Source organism: Streptomyces sp. NPDC005393 (assembly GCF_040606675.1).
GTDB lineage: Bacteria > Actinomycetota > Actinomycetes > Streptomycetales > Streptomycetaceae > Streptomyces.
In genome coordinates this window covers 1-18,763 of the sequence record NZ_JBEXFG010000006.1, presented here as the reverse complement: position 1 = coordinate 18,763, position 18,763 = coordinate 1, and the positions used below count along the sequence as shown (strand labels likewise).

Annotated in this window: 15 protein-coding genes; 11 read left to right on the top strand and 4 right to left on the bottom strand. The window is 72.7% G+C overall.

Annotated elements, in window-relative coordinates:
• The first annotated feature begins 178 nt into the window (after positions 1-178).
• From ABZS71_RS08370 to ABZS71_RS08360, 3 genes are all read left to right on the top strand, one after another.
• A complete protein-coding gene (locus tag ABZS71_RS08370; RefSeq protein ID WP_356208402.1) occupies positions 179-712 on the top strand; it encodes an SAV_6107 family HEPN domain-containing protein in 534 nt (177 codons plus the stop codon).
• A 390-nt stretch (positions 713-1,102) separates the two neighbouring features.
• The gene (locus tag ABZS71_RS08365; RefSeq protein WP_355852499.1) at positions 1,103-1,885 is read left to right on the top strand and encodes a methyltransferase; all 783 of its coding nucleotides are present in this window, start codon (positions 1,103-1,105) and stop codon (positions 1,883-1,885) included.
• A 271-nt stretch (positions 1,886-2,156) separates the two neighbouring features.
• Positions 2,157-2,549 carry a DUF3040 domain-containing protein gene (locus ABZS71_RS08360; RefSeq protein WP_355852496.1) on the top strand — a complete coding sequence of 131 codons (393 nt, stop codon included), beginning with the start codon at positions 2,157-2,159 and terminating at the stop codon, positions 2,547-2,549.
• Positions 2,550-2,706: 157 nt separating this feature from the next.
• Here the strand turns inward: ABZS71_RS08360 and ABZS71_RS08355 are convergent, their stop codons facing one another.
• The 4 genes from ABZS71_RS08355 to ABZS71_RS08340 all read right to left on the bottom strand — a co-directional run bounded on the left by ABZS71_RS08355 (position 2,707) and on the right by ABZS71_RS08340 (position 8,368).
• The gene (locus ABZS71_RS08355; protein WP_356208400.1) at positions 2,707-5,136 is read right to left on the bottom strand and encodes a DUF3488 and transglutaminase-like domain-containing protein; all 2,430 of its coding nucleotides are present in this window, start codon (positions 5,134-5,136) and stop codon (positions 2,707-2,709) included.
• 40 nt (positions 5,137-5,176) lie between these two features.
• Complete coding sequence (locus tag ABZS71_RS08350; RefSeq protein WP_356208398.1) at positions 5,177-6,562, bottom strand: DUF58 domain-containing protein; 1,386 nt, start codon at positions 6,560-6,562, stop codon at positions 5,177-5,179.
• On the bottom strand, positions 6,562-7,611 hold the full coding sequence (locus ABZS71_RS08345) for a MoxR family ATPase (protein WP_355852487.1): 1,050 nt from the start codon (positions 7,609-7,611) through the stop codon (positions 6,562-6,564). The genes ABZS71_RS08350 and ABZS71_RS08345 overlap by 1 nt, the downstream gene beginning before the upstream one ends.
• A gap of 202 nt (positions 7,612-7,813) precedes the next feature.
• On the bottom strand, positions 7,814-8,368 hold the full coding sequence (locus tag ABZS71_RS08340) for a carbonic anhydrase (RefSeq protein ID WP_355852484.1): 555 nt from the start codon (positions 8,366-8,368) through the stop codon (positions 7,814-7,816).
• Positions 8,369-8,776: 408 nt separating this feature from the next.
• Here ABZS71_RS08340 and rsmH point away from each other — a divergent pair, with 408 nt between their 5' ends.
• From rsmH to murD, 8 genes are all read left to right on the top strand, one after another.
• On the top strand, positions 8,777-9,736 hold the full coding sequence (gene rsmH, locus ABZS71_RS08335; RefSeq protein ID WP_355852482.1) for a 16S rRNA (cytosine(1402)-N(4))-methyltransferase RsmH: 960 nt from the start codon (positions 8,777-8,779) through the stop codon (positions 9,734-9,736).
• Entirely contained in the window at positions 9,733-10,035 is a 303-nt protein-coding gene (locus ABZS71_RS08330) for a hypothetical protein (protein ID WP_356208397.1), read from the top strand. The genes rsmH and ABZS71_RS08330 overlap by 4 nt, the downstream gene beginning before the upstream one ends.
• An 86-nt stretch (positions 10,036-10,121) precedes the next feature.
• A complete protein-coding gene (locus ABZS71_RS08325) occupies positions 10,122-10,646 on the top strand; it encodes a septum formation initiator family protein (protein WP_356208531.1) in 525 nt (174 codons plus the stop codon).
• A 70-nt stretch (positions 10,647-10,716) separates the two neighbouring features.
• Positions 10,717-12,693 carry a penicillin-binding protein 2 gene (locus ABZS71_RS08320; protein WP_356208396.1) on the top strand — a complete coding sequence of 659 codons (1,977 nt, stop codon included), beginning with the start codon at positions 10,717-10,719 and terminating at the stop codon, positions 12,691-12,693.
• Positions 12,694-12,807: 114 nt separating this feature from the next.
• Positions 12,808-14,466 (top strand): UDP-N-acetylmuramoyl-L-alanyl-D-glutamate--2,6-diaminopimelate ligase, encoded by a 1,659-nt coding sequence (locus tag ABZS71_RS08315; RefSeq protein ID WP_355852474.1) that lies wholly within the window; start codon positions 12,808-12,810, stop codon positions 14,464-14,466.
• Between the two features lie 62 nt (positions 14,467-14,528).
• On the top strand, positions 14,529-15,968 hold the full coding sequence (murF, locus tag ABZS71_RS08310; RefSeq protein WP_355852471.1) for a UDP-N-acetylmuramoyl-tripeptide--D-alanyl-D-alanine ligase: 1,440 nt from the start codon (positions 14,529-14,531) through the stop codon (positions 15,966-15,968).
• A complete protein-coding gene (gene mraY / locus ABZS71_RS08305; RefSeq protein ID WP_356208529.1) occupies positions 15,965-17,032 on the top strand; it encodes a phospho-N-acetylmuramoyl-pentapeptide-transferase in 1,068 nt (355 codons plus the stop codon). The genes murF and mraY overlap by 4 nt, the downstream gene beginning before the upstream one ends.
• Positions 17,029-18,480 carry a UDP-N-acetylmuramoyl-L-alanine--D-glutamate ligase gene (gene murD / locus ABZS71_RS08300; RefSeq protein WP_356208395.1) on the top strand — a complete coding sequence of 484 codons (1,452 nt, stop codon included), beginning with the start codon at positions 17,029-17,031 and terminating at the stop codon, positions 18,478-18,480. Before mraY ends, murD begins: the two co-directional genes overlap by 4 nt.
• Positions 18,481-18,763: the final 283 nt, after the last annotated feature.

Genomic DNA, 18,763 nt, shown 5'->3' with positions numbered 1-18,763 from the left:
TGAAATTTGAACTGACTGGTCAGTACAGAAGCAAGTATGGGGCATGGTCGGGCGAGTTGGGCGACCGGGGTCGTTCGCGCAGGTCAGGGCCGATTGTCAGTGGTGTGTCCCACGATGGGTCCATACGGCGGTCGCTTTACCACAAGATCGGCCGCCACGCGACGACAGGAGTTTCGTCATGGCCAGTACCGCCGCAGCGCGCCGGCACCGTGCCGCCGCCCCTGCCCCTTCGTTGACCGGCCCCGCGAGCGATGTCCACCCCGTGCTGCGCCGCGAGGCCGCTCCGCCCGCCGCCCTCGACCTGCTCACCCAGGCCCACCGGGGTCTGGAGGAGGCCGCCGTGCTGGAGACGGCCAACGAGCGCTTCGCCACCGCACATCTGGCCGCCCTGCGCACGGCCGCGGCCGTGCTCGCCGTGCGCGGCCGGCCCGAGTCCTCGGCGCGCCGCCGCGCCCGGATCCGCAGCGCCTGGGAAGTGCTGCCGGAAGTCGCTCCCGAACTGACCGAGTGGAGCGCGCTGTTCGCCTCCGGCGCCGACCGCCGGGCCCGCGCCGAGGCGGGCATACCGGGCGCGGCCGGCTGCCGTGACGCGGACGATCTGCTGCGCGCCGCCGCCATGTTCCTGCGGCTGGTCGAGCGGATGCTGATGCTCCAGCCCGCGCTGCCCCAGCAGACGCCGCCGGGCGAGACGTCGGCCCCGCCCGGCGCCTGACCCGTGCCCCGCCCGGCACCTGACCCGTGCCCGTCCGGCGCCTGAGTGCGTGCTGAGCCGGGCCTGTCCGGCGCCTGACCCGGGCCCGCCCGGGACCTGAGCGGGCCGGGTTGGGGCTGACCCGGCTCGTCCGGGGCCTGAGCGGGCCGGGCCGGGCGCCTGGCATGGGCCGGGTTGGGGTCTGACCTGGGCCCGTCCGGAATATGAGCGCGGGCCGGGCAGGACACATCGGGCGTGCCGGGCCGGGCCGGGCCGGGGCTTGGCGCGGGCCCGGCCTGACGCCTGGCGTGGGGCGCGGCGCCGGAGGCAATAGGCTGGGAGCGCCGACGTCAGTAACTCGTCGCCGCCGCCTCCGGGCGGTGGCGGCACCGCGCCGAGGAGCCACCCGCCGTGTCAGACCCGCAGCGCCCCCGTGCGTCCCTCCGTACCGCCGTGGTCTGGGATGTCCTGAAAGACGCCCTGGAACGGCGGGCCAAGGCCACGGGCCGGGAGGCCGTTGCGGACGGGGCCGCGCACGGGGCGCTGGATGTGCTGGACACCGGCGGCGGCAGCGGTAATTTCGCCGTTCCGGTCGCCCGCCTCGGCCACCATGTGACGGTGGTCGACCCGAGCCCCAACGCGCTGTTCGCGCTGGAGCGGAGGGCTGCCGAGGCCGGGGTCGCCGAGCGGGTGCGCGGCGTCCAGGGCGACGCCCACGGCCTGTTCGACGTCGTCGAGCGCAGCGGTTACGACGTGGTCCTGTGCCATGGCGTGCTCGAGTACGTGGACGACCCCGCCGAGGGCCTGCGGAACGCGGCGGCGGCGCTGCGCCCGGCCGGCACCCTCAGCGTGCTCGCCGCGGGCCTGGGCGGCGCCGTGCTCGCCCGCGCACTGGCCGGTCACTTCACCGAGGCCCGGCAAGCGCTTACCGATCCGCAGGGCCGCTGGGGCTCCGGAGACCCGGTGCCGCGCCGCTTCACCGCCGACCAGCTGTCCGGGCTGGTGACGGCGGCCGGTCTGGAGATCGCCGCGGTGCACGGGGTGCGGGTCTTCGCCGATCTCGTCCCCGGTGTGCTGGTCGACACCGAGCCCGGCGCACTGGACGCCCTGTTGCGGCTGGAGGCCGCCGCCGCCGAGCTGCCCGCGTTCCAGTCCGTCGCCACTCAGCTGCACGTTCTCGCCGAGCGGGACTGACCTTTCCACCTGCGCCGCGGGGTGATGGACGGGGCAGGTGGAGTAGGCCACAGGAGGCCCGGTCGAACGCGCGGCCCCGTATGATCGGGGTACACCGTCCGGCATGGCGCATCGGCGGGAGGGGAATGCAGGTCTCAGCGTCAACTTTCGCCACACAGGTAACGGTGGGCGAATTGGCGTTGAGGGGCGGGTTTCACGGGGGCGATTCCCTGCCTATCCTGAAAGGGTCGCACCCCGGTCGCCCCCCGCGACCGACGAGTAGGAGGACTCCGTGCCGCTCTCGGAGCACGAGCAGCGCATGCTCGAGCAAATGGAGCGAGCGTTGTACGCCGAAGATCCCAAGTTCGCGACAGCGCTTGAGGGAAGCGGCCTGCGCACGTACACCCGGCGACGGGTCTACCAGGCGGTCGCGGGTTTTCTGGTCGGTATCGCGCTCCTCATGGTCGGAGTGATCGTTCCGCAGATCTGGATCAGCGTGGTGGGCTTCCTCATCATGCTGGGGTGTGCGGTGCTCGCGGTGACCGGCTGGCGCAAGGCTCCCAAGCCCGGTGAGGCGCAGCGTCCCGGCGGGGCGGCTCCCCGCAGTCAGGGCCGCCAGCGCCGCTCGATGATGACCCGTATCGAGGAGCGGTGGCAGCGCCGCCGCGATGAACAGGGCCACTGAGAATTCACGGATGAACGGTTGAGGGGCGGTCGCCGGGTGGCGACCGCCCCTCACGTGTGCCTCGGCCCAGGGCCTGGGGTTCGGAGCCAGGGCCTGTGGCTCGGGGGATCTGTGGGTCGGGCGGGCCCGGGATCTGTGGGCCGGTCTCGGGGCGGCCTCAGCCCCGCTGGCCGCGGGGCCCCCGCAGCTGGGACGCCCACCGCGCCCAGCGCGGGGCTCCCCATCGTTCGACCAGCGCGGACCGGCGCCGTGCGCCCGCCCACATCAGCTGGACCGCGGACCGCGGCGCCACCAGCGCCCGCAGCCGCTCCCGCCGCCCGGCCTGTGCCCGGAAACCGGCCAGCACCCGCCGCACATCGTCCGCGACGCCCGCCACCGGGCCCGGCCGCGGCGCGTACAGCACCTGCTCGACCGCCGCGGCCACCCGCTGTGCCGCCAGGGCCGCCTCGCCGTCGAGCCCGATGATCCGCACGATGCGCGCCACCGCCTTGCGCGAGGTCTGGGAGTCGTCCGGCAGTACGCCGAAGTCCCAGGCCGAATCGACCAGTTCGCGCCACGCGGCCAGCGTCCGGTCGGCCGCGTCCTGCTCCGTGCGGCCGCCCGAACCACCCAGTCTGCGGGCCCGTATCCGCCGCCGGTAGAGCATCGGGAGCAGTGGCATCACGATCAGCAGCAGCGCCAGCGAGCTCCAGCTGGTGACCTTGGTCGCCGACCAACCGCCGCCCGAGGCGCCGTTGTCCGGCTGCTGGGCCGCCGCGCCTCCACAGTCGCCCAGCTTCTTCATCTCCGGCGTGCAGGTGTCCGAGGCGGTCGGCGCGGCCGACGGCTCGGACGAGGTGCTCGGCTGTGCCGTCGGCTCATCGGACGCGTCGCCCGACGGGGTCTGCTCCATGGTGTAGTCGGGCTGGGTGCCCCGGCTCGGGGTGGGCTCGAAGCGGGTCCACCCGACGCCTTCGAAATACAGCTCGGGCCAGGCGTGCGCGTCCTTCAGACCGACCGACACCGAGCCGTCCGCCTGGGCGGTGCCGGGGGTGAAGCCGACGGCCACCCGTGCCGGGATGCCCAGCGTCCGGGCCATGGCCGCCATCGAGAAGGAGAAGTGGACGCAGAAGCCCTCCTTCTGCTTCAGGAACCGGGCGATGGCGGCCGAGCCGCTGCCGGACTGCACCTGGGTGTCGTAGCGGAATCCACCGTTCACGGCGAACCAGTCCTGGAGCTTGACCGCCTTCTGGTACGCGTTGGTCGTGCCCGCCGTCACCTGCCGCGCCGTCCGGGCGACCACCGACGGCAGCGAGCCCGGCACCTGCGTGTACTCACGCAGCACCCGCGGGGACGGCGTCGGCGCGGTGGCCAGCTGCTCGGCGGTCGGCTCCACCAGCAGACTGGTGACCCGGTAGTGGGCGCCCCGGGTGGTCTGGCCGCGGTCGCCGACCAGCGTGCGGCCCTCCGGTTCGTAGCGCCAGCGCCCGTCGATCTCGACCTTGGACGCGGGGTAGGGGAGGGGCAGCCAGTTCTGTGCGTACCAGTCGGCGGCCGAGATGGAGGTGTCGATCGAGGAGACCCGGACCGAGGGGCCGAGCCCGGTCGGCGACGGCAGCTGGCTCGGCACATCCGTGACATGCCGCTCGGACGACTTCCACGAGGTGCCGTCGAACTTGTCGAGCGCGACGATCCGCAGATAGAGGTCCTGGGTGGTCTGCGAGGAGGTGCGGTACCGCAGCACCTCCTTGTTCTCGGGCTGGTTCAGGCTGTCCTGCAGCGACACCAGCGGATTCACCGCCGAGATCGTGCCGCCACCGCCGCCCGACCCGCCGCCGCTGCCCTGCCGGTCCAGCAGCCCGCCGTCCAGGGATGGCAGCGCCACCGGCACCGCCAGCGCGATGCCCAGCGCGAGCGCGCCGATCCTGCGGCCGGTACGGACCGGGGCGAGCACCGGACTGCCCCCGGCCCCGGCCAGGCCCGACGGCGGCATGCCCGGCGGATGCGGGGCGCCGCCGCTGAACACCCGGCCCCACTGGGACAGCCGGTCCCGGCCCTCGGCCAGGAGCAGCAGCAGATAGCCGGCCGCGGCCACCAGGAACCACAGCCAGTCGCTCCCGTTGTCGGACAGGCCCGCCGCGACCGAGTACAGCGCGAGCAGCGGGAGCCCGGCGGGGGCCGCGCTGCGGTAGGTCACCGCGAGCGCGTCGACCACCAGGCCGATCACCAGCACCCCGCCGATCAGCAGCAGCTGGATGCCGTCGGTGAGCGGCGCCGGAATCGCGTACTGCCCCACATCGTCGGCGCCCTCGCGCAGCAGCAGCGCGAACTCATGGAGCGCCTGCGGGCTCGGCAGCACCCCGCCGAGCGCCTCGCCGCGCGCGAAGACGAGCGTGAGCAGCAACAGCGCCACCAGGAACTGCGCGGTCACCGTCAGCGAGCGGGCCAGCGGGACCCTGCGGGCCGCCACGCCCACCGCGCTCTGGAGGGCCAGCAGCAGCATGGCCTGCAGCAGCCAGGCGGCCGGATCCACCAGCGGCAGCAGCGCACAGGCCGCCGCCACCGTGGCCAGGGTCGCGCATATCGAGAGCCGAACACTTCCACTCATGCCGTGTCCCCCGCCTTCGCCTCAGGGGGCGTCTGATGGATCATGCCCAGCTCCCTGTCATGCCGCCGATCACAGGACCGGCGTCGGCCCGGGTGGCGACCTGGGCGTCGGCCTGCCGCCACAGGTGTGCCAGCGAGTCGCCGGGGGCGACCGGCAGCGCCGTCCACCCCGGCTCGCGCAACCGTCGCAGCCGCTCCTCCAGCGGATGCGGACCGGCGGCCGGCATCCCGCGCGACCACGCCGCGCTGTCCAGGACGAACGCCACCGCCGCCGTGGTGCGGTGCCGCATCCGCCCGGCCATCGCCGCCTGCTCCTCGTCCAGGTCGCCCAGGAAGGCCACCAGCAGCCCCTCGGTGCCGCCGCGCAGCACGTCATAGGCGCGCGAGAGCCCGCCGCCGTCGGAGTGGTCCACCACCGCGAGGGTGTCCAGCATCAGCCCGGCCGTCTCCGCCGAGTCATGAGTGGAACCGGTGAAGCCGCCCCCGCCGTCCGGGCCCGGCACGGAGCTTCCGGTGTCGGTCAGCAGCCGGACCGCATAGCCGCGCTCCAGCAGATGCACCGCGGCCGAGGCCGCCCCGGCCACCGCCCATTCGAAGGCCGAGCCGGGCCCCGAGCCCTGGTAGGCGGTGTAACGGGTGTCCAGCAGCACCGTGCAGTGCGCGCGCTGGGGCTGCTCCTCGCGGCGGACCATGAGCTCCCCGTAGCGCGCGGTGGAGCGCCAGTGCACCCGGCGCAGATCGTCGCCATGGCGATAGCCGCGCGGAATCACATCGTCCTCGCCGGCCAGCGCCAGCGAGCGGTGCCGCCCGTCCCCGTACCCCGCGGCCTCGCCGGTCAGGCGCACCGCGGGCAGCGGCTCGACCCGCGGCACCACCGTGAGGGTGTCGTGCGCGCTGAAGGCGCGGGTGAGCTCGCACATCCCGAACGGATCGTTCAGCCGGAGCTGGAGCGGGCCCAGCGGATAGCGCCCTCGCAGATCCGAGCGGACCCGGTAGGACACCTCGCGCCGCCCGCCCGCCTCCACCCGGTCCAGGACGAAGCGGGGCCGCGGCCCCAGCACATACGGCACGCGGTCCTGGAGCATCAGCAGCCCGGTGGGCAGCCGCGAGACGTTGTCCATCCGCAGATGCACCCGGGCCTCGGAGCCCGCCGGCACCCGTGGGGGCGCCAGCCGTCTGCTGCCCGCCACCCGGTACCGGGTGCGGTAGACCACGGCCACGCACACCAGCGGCAGCGCGGCCAGCAGCAGCCCGACCCGCAGCAGATCCTCCTGGCCCAGCACATAGCTGCACACCGTGGCGGCGACCCCCGCGGCCAGGAAGGACCGGCCGCGGGTCGTCAGACCGGCCAGCGCGGCCCGCAGCCCGCTGCTGTCCTCCCCGTCGCCGGAGCCGCCGGGAGCCGCGCCCGTCCCCCCTGCGGTCATCACAGCCTCCGGGCACCCGGCTGGTGCCCGTAGTCGACCGGGGGCATGGGCGGCACCGGTGGCATGGGAGCGGAGCCGCGCGAGGCCGCGGTGGGCACCGGGGTGCGCTGCAGGATGTCGGCGACCACCTGCTCCGCGGTGCGCCGGTTCAGCTGGGCCTGCGCGGTGGGCAGCAGCCGGTGCGCCAGCACCGCCCCGGCCAGCGACTGCACATCGTCCGGCAGCGCGAAGTCCCGCCCGGCCAGCGCCGCCGACGCCTTGGCCGCCCGCAGCAGATGCAGCGTCGCCCGGGGGGAGGCGCCGAGCCGCAGATCGGGGTGGTTGCGGGTGGCGGCCACCAGCTCGACCGCGTACCGCCGGACGGCCTCGGCCACATGCACCGAGCGCACCGCCTCGACCAGCTTGACGATCTCATGGGCGTGCGCGACCGGCTGCATATCGCCCAGCGGTGAGACGCCACCGTGGATGTCCAGCATCTCCAGCTCGGCCTGCGGGCTGGGGTAGCCGATGGAGACGCGCGCCATGAAGCGGTCGCGCTGCGCCTCGGGCAGCGGATAGGTGCCCTCCATCTCGACCGGGTTCTGCGTGGCCACCACCATGAAGGGGCTGGGCAGCTCGTAGGTCTCCCCGTCGATGGTGACCTGGCGCTCCTCCATGGACTCCAGCAGCGCCGACTGGGTCTTGGGCGAGGCGCGGTTGATCTCGTCGCCGATCACGATCTGGGCGAAGATCGCGCCCGGCTTGAACTCGAACTCCTTGCGCTGCTGGTCGAAGATGCTCACGCCGGTGATGTCCGACGGCAGCAGGTCCGGAGTGAACTGGATCCGCCGCACCGAACAGTCGATGGACCGCGCGAGCGCCTTGGCGAGCATCGTCTTGCCCACGCCCGGGACATCCTCGATCAGCAGATGCCCCTCGGCGAGCAGCACGGTCAGCGAAAGCCGTACGACCTCGGGCTTGCCCTCGATCACACCCTCCACCGACCGGCGGATCCGCTCCGCTGTGGTGGTCAGATCGCTGAGGCTCGCTCGCTCGTCATAGGTCGTCACCCGGCCCTCCTCGGCCCCGTTCTCAGGGCCGTTGCCCTTGGAACGGACCGGCCCACCGCAAACGCTGACACCGGTCCCCCGCGGGGTTGCGGGGGGCGATGTCACTTATGCATTCTTGCGGTCTCCGCGGCTTCGCGTCACTTGGCTGTGGATAACCCGGGGTTATTTGTCACCCTTGTATGAGTTCAGGGGGTAAATCCCGTCACTCTCGCGGCTCGATCTCCCGCAGCAGACCCGTCGTCACATCGAAGACGAAGCCGCGGACGTCGTCGGTGTGCGGCAGGAACGGGGACGTGCGCACCCGCTGCATCGACTGGCGTACATCGGCGTCGAGGTCCTTGAACGCCTCGACCGCCCACGCCGGCCGCTGCCCCACTTCCTCCTCCAGCTCATGCCGGAAGTCCTCGGTGAGACTCAGCAGACCGCAGCCTGTGTGGTGGATGAGCACGATGCTGCGGGTGCCGAGCGCGCGCTGGCTGATGGTCAGCGATCGGATGATGTCGTCGGTGACCACACCGCCCGCGTTGCGGATCGTGTGGCAGTCGCCCAGCTCCAGGCCGAGCGCCTCGTGCAGATCGAGCCGCGCGTCCATGCAGGCGACGACGGCGACGCGCAGCACGGGGCGCGCGTCCATCCCGGGGTCGTGGAACTGGGCGGCGTACTGCCGGTTGGCCTCAACGAGGCGGTCGGTGACCGTGCCTTCCGCGAGGGCGTCGCGGTCAGCGGACTGGTTCGGCTGCGGCGCTGATATCGACATGATTATGAAGGTATCTCACCAGCGGGTTTTGTCTTCTCTTTAGTCCGGGCAAACGTGGGCAACGGGGTGGGCCGATGGGGTGATGTGAGGCACTCCACAGGGGTGTGGGCCCTGGTGCCCCACGGCTGAACGAGGTGGTCCACACCCGGGGCGGGACGCGCTGGCCGGTTGGTTGACCGAGGGGACGAGTGGACTAAAGTGGCGCGAAGTGGGAGGCGTGACGCTCCCCTTTGGATCCCGGAATTTTCGCGTGAGCGCGGTGCGTACGTACCCCTCGGCCTCCTCCCGCTCCGGCCGCCTGACGTCACTTCCCCGGCGCCAGATGGCCGCTTCCCCTTCAGAGCGGGCGGGGACCCGGAGGTGCGTACCCTCCTCGCCCGACCCTCAGAAGGGCGCACGAGCAGCGCAATGAGCAGCAACGCTCTCCACGTTCCCGTCATGCTCCAGCGCTGTCTGGACATGCTGGCCCCCGCTCTCGCCCAGCCCGGCGCGGTCGTCGTCGACTGCACCCTGGGCCTCGGCGGACACAGCGAGGCGCTGCTGAGCAGCTTCCCGGCGGCCCGGCTGATCGCCCTCGACCGCGACCCGGCCGCGCTGAGGCTCGCGGGCGAGCGGCTCGCCCCGTACGGCGACCGGGCGACCCTGGTGCACGCCGTCTACGACGAGTTGCCCGAGGTCCTCGACCGGCTCGGCGTGCCGCGCGTCCAGGGGGTCCTCTTCGACCTCGGCGTGTCGTCCATGCAGCTGGACGAGGCCGAGCGCGGCTTCGCCTACGCCCAGGACGCCCCGCTGGACATGCGGATGGACCAGAGCACCGGCGTCAGCGCCGCCGAGGTGCTCAACACCTATCCGCCGGGCGAGCTGGTGCGCATCCTGCGGGCGTACGGCGAGGAGAAGTTCGCCAAGAAGATCGTGGACGCCGTGGTGCGCGAGCGGGCGAAGGAACCGTTCGACAACAGCGCCCGGCTCGTCGAGCTGATCCGCGCGGCGCTGCCGCAGGCCGCCAAGCGCACCGGCGGCAACCCCGCCAAGCGCACCTTCCAGGCGCTGCGGATCGAGGTCAACGGAGAGCTCACGGTCCTGGAGAGGGCCATCCCGGCGGCCGTCTCCACGCTCGCCGTCGGTGGCCGGATCGCCGTACTCTCGTATCACTCGCTGGAGGACCGCCTGGTCAAGCAGGTGTTCACGGCCGGCGCCGGCAACACCGCGCCACCCGGGCTGCCGGTCGTCCCCGAGCAGTACCAGCCCCGGCTCAAGCTGCTCACCCGCGGCGCGGAGCTGCCCACCGAGGAGGAGATCGCCGAGAACCGCCGGGCGGCCCCGGCGCGTCTTCGGGGCGCGGAACGCATCCGCGAGGAGGCGCTGTGAGCGACGTGCGCGCGGCCGCCGGGCCGCAGACGGCGATGAGAGCCGCACCTCTGCGCCGCGCGGGCGGAGAAGCGAACGAGGAGGTGCTGTGCGACGTGCGCGCGGCCGCCGGGCCGCAGACGGCGATGAGAGCCGCACCTCTGCGCCGCGCGGGCGGAGAAGCGAACGAGAAGGTGCTGTGCGACGTGCGCGCGGCCGCCGGGCCGCAGACGGCGATGAGAGCCGCACCTCTGCGCCGCGCGGACGGCTGTGACATCAGCCGCTGCCGCGGCGGGGCGAACGAGGAGGCGGCGCCGTGAGTGGGGCAGGGGCGGCGGCGGGGGCGGCCGGTCCGACAGGGCGGGCGGCGCCGGGAGCCACCACGGCCAAGCGCACGCCCTTCGTCCTGCTCGTGGTCGTCCTGCTCGGCTCCGGGCTGATCGCGCTGCTGCTGCTGAACTCCTCTCTCAACCAGGGCTCGTTCGAGCTCAGCAAGTTGGAGAAGCAGACCAAGGAGCTCACCGACGAGCGCCAGGCGCTTCAGCAGGACGTCGACCAGCTCTCCGCGCCCGGCGCGCTGGAGCGGCGGGCCCGCGAGCTCGGCATGGTGCCCGGCGGCAGCCCCGTCTTCCTCAACCCGGACGGCACGGTCCGCGGTGTGCCCGCCCCGGCCACGGGGCAGTCCTCGGTGATGGGCGCCCCCGGGGCGGTCCTGCCGCCCCTGCTGGCCCCGAAGCCGGCCTCACCGGCCCCCGCACTGTCCGTCGCGGCGTCGTCGGCCACGCCCGCACCGTCCCCCTCGGCAGGCACGGGGAAGCCCAAGGGGAAGCCCACGGGGAAGCCCACGGCCACGGCGGCCTCCGGGACGCGCTTGGTGCTGCCCTCCGCCGCCTCCTCCGCCTCCGCGACGTCCACCCCGGCCCCTCAGTAGGTGACACGGTGACGCGAACCCTTGTCTGCGCCCAGCCGAGCCCGTCGGCCGAGTCCCGGGCGGGCGCCGCGTGACCGCGCCCCAGGACCCCCGCCGCCGCAGGGTGCCGGAACCGGCCGCCCGCGCCGCCCGCCGGCCGCGCCAGGGCACCGCGCACCGTCCCGACCGGCGCCCGGGGCCGTCCGGCCGTCCGCCGCAGCGCCCGCGCCCCGGCTCCGCCCAGCTGCTGCGGCTGGGCAGCCCGCGCCCCCGGCTGCGGCTGATCAGCCTCGGCCTCACCCTCGTCATGCTGGCCTTCGTCGTACGGCTGCTCCAGGTGCAGGCCGTGGACGCCAGTGCGTACGCGGCCAAGGCCAACGTCAACCGCTACATCCCGGTGAAGCTCTCCGCCGAGCGCGGCTCCATCACCGACCGTGACGGCGTCGCCCTGGCCACCACGGTGGACGCGTACGACATCACGGCTGCCCCCGACCTCCTCACGCCCAAGATGGCCAAGACCCATGACGCGCCGCGCCAGGCCGCCGCCCTGCTCGCGCCGATCCTCGGCAAGGACCGGGCCGATCTGGAGAAGAAGCTCACCGACAACCCGAAGTCGCAGTACGTGGTGCTGGCCCGGCAGCAGTCCCCGCAGGTCTGGAACCAGATCAAGGACCTGAAGAACGCCCTGGACGACGCCGCGGCCAAGGGCAAGGGCACCAATGTCCTCGCCGGGGTCAACCGGGAGGCGCACAGCAAGCGGGTCTATCCGAACGGGGACCTCGCCGCCGGGATACTGGGCTTCGTGGGTGCCGACGGCCGCGGCGCGGCGGGGCTCGAACAGCAGCTGAACAAGAAGCTCGCGGGCAAGGACGGCAAGCGGGTCTACGCCCAGTCCGGGGGCCACCAGGTGCCCACCGGCGACGTCAGGGAACAGCCGGCGGTCCCCGGCAGCGACATCGAGCTGACCCTTGACCGCGACATTCAGTGGGCCGCCCAGAGCGCCATCACCGAGCAGGTCGGGAAGTCCAAGGCCGACCGCGGCTATGTCATCGTCCAGGACACCCGGACCGGCCAGATCCTGGCGATGGCCAACGCCCCCGGCTTCGATCCGAACGACATCTCCACGACGGACGCGGACGCCCTGGGCAACGCCGCGGTCTCCGACGCCTACGAGCCCGGCAGCGTGAGCAAGCTGATGTCGATGGCCGCCGTACTGCAGGAGGGCGTCGCGCGGTGGGACACCCATGTGGAGGTCCCGAACCGGCTGCCGCGCGCGGACCGGGCCTTCGCCGACGACATCGACCACCCCACCTGGTATCTGACGCTCAACGGCGTGCTCGCCAAGTCCAGCAACATCGGCACCATCCTGGCCACCGAGCAGCTGGCGAAGAACAGCAAGCAGAAGAACCGGATTCTCTATTCCTATCTGCGGAAGTTCGGCATCGGCCAGCCCACCGGGCTCGGCTTCCCCGGCGAGACCCCGGGCATCCTGGCCAAGCCGCAGGACTGGAGCTCCTCGCAGCAGTACACGATCGCCTTCGGCCAGGGGCTGTCGCTCAACGCCGTCCAGGCGGCCTCCGTGTACTCCACCATCGCCAACGGCGGCGAGCGCATCGCGCCCACCCTCATCCGCGGCACCAAGGGCCCCGGCGGCGCCTTCACGCCCGCGCCGGCGCCCAAGAAGACCCGCGTCGTCGGCAAGGAGACCGCGAAGACGCTCGCCGAGATGCTCGGGTCGGTCGTCAACGACCAGCAGGGCACCGGCGCCAAGGCGAAGATCCCCGGCTACCAGGTCGCGGGCAAGACCGGCACTTCCAACCGAGTGGACCCGAAGACCGGCCACTACCGCGGCTATACCGCCTCCTTCGCCGGCTTCGCGCCCGCCGACAAACCGCGCCTCACGGTCTACTGTGCCGTACAGAATCCGACGAAGGGCAGTTACTTCGGCGGCCAGGTCTGCGGACCGGTGTACAAGAAGGTCATGGAGTTCGGGCTCAAGAGTCTGCAGGTCGCGCCCACCGGCAAGCAGCCCAAGCGGCTCCCCGTGAGCTACAGCCCCGGCCAGTGAGCGGGCCCAGCCGTGACGACGATCACGCCGGACCCCGGGAACCATGGTCCGGTACCGCCCCGCTTCGCCGCCTCATTTCGCGGGGGAGCGGGTGCGCCGGGTACGCTCACCGCCGTGCCCCACGCTGATCAGTCCCAAACCCCTCAGAAGGACGTTTCTGTGGAATACCCGGGAGCGCCCCGCCCTCTCCAGGTCCGCCCGATCCCGCTCGCGGAGCTGGCAGATCAGCTGGGCGTCGATGCCCCCGAAGCACCGGCCGACGCCGCGGTCACCGGGATCACCCATGACTCGCGCGCCGTGCGCCCCGGCGATGTGTACGCCGCGCTGTCCGGTGCCCGCCTCCACGGCGCGGACTTCGCCGCCCAGGCCGCCGACCTCGGCGCGGCCGCCGTACTGACCGACCCGGCCGGCGCCGAGCGCGCCGCCGCCACCGGGCTGCCGGTCCTGGTCGTGGACAATCCGCGCGGCCGGATGGGCGCGCTGGCCGCCACGATCTACGACGAGCCGGGCCACAGCCTGCTGCAGATCGGCATCACCGGCACCTCCGGCAAGACCACGACCGCGTATCTCGTCGAGGGCGGCCTCAAGGCCGCCGCGAAGGACGCCGGCGGCCTTACGGGCCTCATCGGCACCGTCGAGACGCGGATCGGCGACGACCGCATGAAGTCCGAGCGCACCACCCCGGAGGCCACCGACCTCCAGGCCCTCTTCGCGGTGATGCGCGAGCGCGAGGTCCGCTCGGTCGTCATGGAGGTCTCCAGCCACGCCCTGGTCCTCGGCCGCGTCGACGGCTGCGTCTTCGATGTCGCCGTCTTCACGAACCTCAGCCCGGAGCACATGGAGTTCCACTCCGGCATGGAGGACTACTTCCAGGCCAAGGCCCAGCTGTTCACCAAGGCCCGCAGCCGCGCCGGAGTGGTCAACCTGGACGACGAGTACGGCCGGCGGCTCGCACTCCAGTCCGAGGTCCCGGTCACCACCTTCTCCGCCGAGGGCCACCCCGACGCCCACTGGCGCGCCGCGGACGTCGAGGTCGGCCCGCTCGGCTCGACCTTCACCGCCGTCGGCCCGAACGGCGAGTCCGTGCGCGCCGCGGCCCCCCTCCCGGGCCCCTTCAACGTCGCCAACGCGCTCGCCGCGATCGTGGCCCTCGCCGTCGCCGGGATCGACCCGCAGACGGCCGCCGACGGCGTCGCTGCCGTCCCCGGCGTCCCCGGCCGGCTGGAGCGGGTCGACGTCGGCCAGCCGTATCTCGCCGTCGTCGACTACGCCCACAAGACCGACGCCGTGGAGTCGGTGCTGCGCGCCCTGCGCAAGGTCACCGACGGCAAGCTGCACGCCGTCCTCGGCTGCGGTGGCGACCGCGACCGGCTCAAGCGCGGCCCCATGGGCGCAGCGGTGGCCCGGTACGCCGACACGGCCGTCCTCACCTCCGACAACCCCCGCTCCGAGGACCCCCTCGCCATCCTCGCCGCCATGCTCGCGGGCGCCGCCGAGGTGCCCACGCACGAACGTGGCGATGTGCTGGTCGAGGAGGACCGGGCGAACGCCATCGCCGCCGCCGTCGCCCGCGCCGAGCCCGGCGACACCGTCATCGTGGCGGGCAAGGGCCATGAGCAGGGCCAGGACATCGCCGGGGTGGTACGCGCCTTCGACGACCGCCAGGTACTACGCGAAGCCATCGAGCTCAGTGAGCGAGCCCGCCGGCGCGATTCCGAGCGCCGGGAGGCGAGCGGACCGCACTGGGACACAGACCAACACGACCAGGGATGACAGACCGCCATGCGCGCACCAGCACCCTCCAGGCAGCTCCCCCGCACGGCCGGAGGTGAGCAGTGATCGCACTGTCCCTCGCTGAGATCGCCGGCCTAGTCGGTGGACAGCCGCACGACATACCGGACCCCGACCTCAAGGTCACGGGTCCCGTCGTGATCGATTCCCGTGAGGTGCGGCCCGGCAGCCTCTTCGCCGCGCTCCCCGGTGACCGCGTGGACGGCCACGACTTCGCGCGGGGCGCGGTCGAGGCGGGCGCGGTGGCGGTTCTGGCCGCCCGCCCCGTCGGTACCGCGGACGCCCCCGTACCCGCGATCGTCGTGCCCGATGTCATCGCCGCCATGGGAGCGCTCGCGCGTGCCGTCGTGGAGCGACTGGGCACCAAGGTGGTCGCACTGACCGGCTCGGCCGGCAAGACCAGCACCAAGGATCTGATCGCGCAGCTGCTCCAGCGCCACGGCCCGACCGTATGGACGCCGGGCAACTTCAACAACGAGATCGGGCTCCCGCTCGCCGCTCTGACCGCCGACGGGACCACCCAGCACCTGGTGCTGGAGATGGGCGCCCGCGGCAAGGGCCACATCCGGTATCTGACGGACCTCACCCCGCCCCGGATCGGCCTCGTCCTCAACGTCGGCACCGCCCATATCGGCGAGTTCGGCGGCCGTGAGCAGATCGCCGAGGCCAAGGGCGAACTGGTGGAGGCGCTGCCCCGCGCCGAGGACGGCGGGGTGGCGGTGCTCAACGCCGACGACCCCCTGGTGCGCGCCATGGCGTCCCGTACGAAGGCCCGTACGGTCCTGTTCGGCGAGGCCGAGAACGCCGACGTCCGTGCCGAGAATGTCCGGCTCGCGGACGGTGGCCGCCCCGCCTTCACGCTTCACACCCCTACCGGGTGCAGCGAAGTGACCATGCGCCTGTACGGTGAGCACCACGTGTCGAACGCGCTCGCCGCGGCCGCCGTCGCCCATGAGTTGGGCATGTCCGTCGACGAGATCGCCGTGGCGCTCTCCGAGGCGGGGCAGCTCTCCCGCTGGCGGATGGAGGTCACCGAGCGCTCGGACGGCGTGACGGTCGTCAACGACGCCTACAACGCGAACCCCGAGTCCATGCGAGCCGCGCTGCGCGCGCTGGCCGCGATGGGCGCCGCTACACCGGGGCGTCGTACGTGGGCGGTGCTGGGCCGGATGGCCGAGCTGGGCGAGGAGTCACTCGCCGAGCACGACGCGGTCGGGCGGCTGGCCGTCCGGCTCAACGTCAGCAAGCTCGTGGCGGTCGGCGGCCAGGAGGCCGCCTGGCTGGACATGGGCGCCAAGAACGAGGGTTCGTGGGGTGAGGAGTCGGTGCACGTGTCCGACGTGCGGGCAGCGGTCGATTTGCTGCGCAGCGAGCTGCGACCGGGGGATGTCGTGTTGGTGAAGGCGTCCAGGTCGGTCGGCCTGGAGCGGCTTGCGCAGGCGTTGCTCGAGGGTGAGGGTGAGGTCGCCGGCCGATGGGCATGAGGCAGATCCTCTTCGCGGGAGCCATCGGGCTCTTTCTGACCCTGATCGGCACCCCGCTGCTGATCAAGCTGCTGGCCCGCAAGGGCTATGGCCAGTACATCCGGGACGACGGCCCGCGTACGCACGGCAGCAAGCGCGGCACCCCGACCATGGGCGGTATCGCCTTCATCCTGGCGACGCTGATCGCGTACGCCGTGACGAAGGTGATCACCGGCAGCCAGCCGACCTTCTCCGGGGTGCTGGTGCTCTTCCTGTTCGCGGGCATGGGCCTGGTCGGCTTCCTGGACGACTACATCAAGATCGTCAAGCAGCGGAGCCTGGGCCTGCGCGCCAAGGCGAAGATGGCCGGGCAGCTGATCGTCGGTATCGCCTTCGCGATCCTCTCGCTCAACTTCGCGGACGCGCGCCAGCAGACGCCCGCCTCCGACCGGCTGTCCTTCGTCCAGGACTTCGGCTGGTCCTTCGGCCCGGTGATCTTCACGATCTGGGCGCTGTTCATGATCCTCGCGATGTCGAACGGCGTGAACCTCACCGACGGCCTCGACGGTCTGGCCACCGGCGCCTCCGTGATGGTCTTCGGCGCGTACACCTTCATCGGCGTCTGGCAGTACCAGGAGTCCTGCGCCAACGCGGAGACCCTCACCAACCCCTCGTCCTGTTTCGAAGTGCGGGATCCGCTCGACCTCGCGGTCGTCGCCTCCGCGCTGATGGGCGCCTGCTTCGGCTTCCTGTGGTGGAACACCTCGCCCGCCAAGATCTTCATGGGTGACACCGGTTCGCTCGCGCTCGGCGGCGCCCTCGCGGGTCTGGCCATCTGCTCCCGTACGGAGCTGCTGATGGCCCTCCTCGGCGGCCTGTTCGTGCTGATCACCATGTCCGTGGTCATCCAGGTCGGCTCCTTCCGGATGACCGGGAAGCGGGTCTTCCGGATGGCGCCACTCCAGCACCACTTCGAACTCAAGGGGTGGAGCGAAGTCCTTGTGGTGGTCCGGTTCTGGATCATCCAGGGCATGTGCGTGATCGTCGGACTCGGCATCTTTTACGCGGGCTGGCGAGCCCAGTGACGCCCGACGTCGCCGATCTCGACGTCGCCGACCTCGCCGGCCGGCAGGTCACCGTCGCCGGACTCGGCGTCTCCGGGGTCCCCGCAGCGCGTGCGCTGCGGGGCCTCGGGGCCACGGTGACCGTCGTCAACGGCAGCGACGGCGAGCCGCAGCGGGCCCAGGCGGCCGAGCTGGAGCCGCTCGGCATCACGGTCCGCCTCGGCGACGGTGACACGCTCCCCGAGGGCACCGAGCTGATCGTCACCACGCCCGGCTGGAAGCCCACCAGCCCGCTCTTCCAGGCCGCCGCCGAGGCCGGCGTCCCGGTCTGGGGCGATGTGGAGCTGGCCTGGCGGCTGCGCGGCGAGGACGCGCCGCCCTGGCTCGCGGTCACCGGCACCAACGGCAAGACCACCACGGTGCGGATGCTCGCGGCCATCCTGGAGGCGGCCGGGCTGCGCACCGCCGCCGTCGGCAACATCGGCGTCTCGCTGCTGGACATCGTGCTGGGCGAGGAGCGGTACGACGTGCTGGCCGTCGAGCTCTCCAGCTACCAGCTGCACTGGGCGCCCTCATTGCGCGCCCACTCCGGGGCCGTCCTCAACCTCGCCCCCGACCACCTCGACTGGCACGGCTCCATGGCGGCGTACGCGGCCGACAAGGGCCGGATCTACGAGGGCAACCAGGTGGCCTGCGTCTACAACGCCGCCGACCCCGCCACCGAGGACCTGGTGCGCGCGGCCGATGTCGAGGAGGGCTGCCGGGCGATCGGCTTCACCCTCGGCATCCCCGGCCCCTCCCAGCTCGGCGTCGTCGAGAACGTCCTCGTCGACCGGGCCTTCGTCCCGGACCGGCACAAGCGGGCCCAGGAGCTCGCCGAGGTCTCGGATGTGAACCCGCCGGCGCCGCACAACATCGCCAACGCCCTCGCCGCGGCCGCCCTGGCCCGCGCCTACGGCGTGCCGCCCGAGGCCGTACGGGAGGGCCTGCGCGCCTTCCGGCCCGATCCGCACCGCGTGGAGCATGTCGCGGACGTCGACGGCGTCGCCTACATCGACGACTCCAAGGCGACCAACACCCATGCCGCGGAGGCGTCGTTGGGCGCCTACGAGCACATCGTGTGGATCGCGGGCGGCCTCGCCAAGGGCGCCACCTTCGACGAGCTCGTCGTCACGGCAGCGGTGCGGCTGCGCGGTGTCGTGCTGATCGGCGCCGACCGCGCCCTGATCCGCGAAGCGCTGGCGCGACACGCGCCAGATGTCCCGGTCGTGGACCTCGACCGGACCGACACTGGGGCGATGGCGGCGGCTGTGCGCGAAGCGGCGCGGCTCGCCCGGCCGGGCGATACCGTCCTGATGGCACCGGCCTGCGCCTCGATGGACATGTTCACCAACTACAACAAGCGGGGCGATGCCTTCGCCGCGGCGGTACATGATCTGGCCTCCGGCCGGTTCCCGGACGATCAGTAGCCCGCCGGTCCCCCCGCGAGGACCGCTCGCGCGGGGAAACTGGAGGGATACGACATGACGCCTGACCAGCCCGCCGCGCCGCGCTCCCGGTCCGCCCGGCCGGCCGCCTCCGGCCGCCCCGCGCCGCGGGCCGCTTCCGGGTCGGCCCCGCGGGTGCGGGCGGTCGCGCGCGCCGGAGGGCGGGCGGCGGCGCGGCGACCGCCTGGCTTGTGGTGCGGGTCTCGTCGGCGATCGTGGAGTCCTCGTACTCCCGCTACGCCGCCAGCGCGCACGACGCGGCGCG